This window comes from Grimontia marina, from assembly GCF_900060185.1.
Classification (GTDB): Bacteria; Pseudomonadota; Gammaproteobacteria; order Enterobacterales; family Vibrionaceae; genus Enterovibrio; species Enterovibrio marinus.
This window is the reverse complement of sequence record NZ_FIZY01000239.1, coordinates 1-629: the sequence shown is the minus strand read 5'-3', so window position 1 is coordinate 629 and position 629 is coordinate 1. Positions and strand designations below refer to the sequence as shown.

The 629-nt window shown below is 54.2% G+C and carries 1 protein-coding gene and 1 pseudogene; both read right to left on the bottom strand.

Features of this window, described 5'->3' with window-relative positions; genetic code table 11:
- Window positions 1–298 (bottom strand): putative phage tail protein (locus tag GMA8713_RS26190; RefSeq protein WP_157515816.1); only part of this gene is annotated, 298 nt, incomplete at its 3' end.
- Window positions 291–629: pseudogene (locus tag GMA8713_RS27935) on the bottom strand (baseplate J/gp47 family protein); the annotation flags it as partial. The pseudogene GMA8713_RS27935 and the gene GMA8713_RS26190, both read right to left, overlap by 8 nt.

Here is a 629-nt window from a genome sequence, read left to right as displayed (position 1 = left end):
GGTCTTTCTCCACCGCTGTCGCTTGTCTTTCCGACAATGACAAAGACTGTTCAATGCACTCGGGCAGCCCGAGATATTGCTCATATTCACCCAGTAAAAGGTGAGATTGTTCAGGGGTGGTTTCCTGTTGCAGGGCATCGGTTAGGGCATCGATATCCGCAAGGCTTGTGGCCAGAGCCCGAAGAAGTCGCGTTTGGTTGGCTTCCAAATCCCGAGGCCAAGCAATGCCTTGAGGCATCAGTTGTTGCAACACATCTAACCAGGCATCGGTGGATTGTGCGCGCGTCACTCTATCCATTGCGGTACCTCGAAAGTGATAAGCTCATCGCTTTGGCTGGTGATGTCACTGTCCAGTGGGTGGTGTAATCGACAAGTCCAGGTGCGGTGCCAATCGCGGTGCGAACCTGAGAGAGCAACAAGCTGCTGCCGGGATGGGCCAGTAAACGCTCCAATCGCGTCAGTTGCGCGATGACAGCCGCGCGTGTGTCGCTGTTATCCGGGGTGAGCTTAATGGTCAGTTGAACGGGCTTTAAACGCAGCTTGAAAATGATGGTTTCAATCCCTGCAGGGCGGCCTACCTCCAGCCCTGTGGCTGGGTCTTTATGCCGATAGATATACTCTCTGACAGC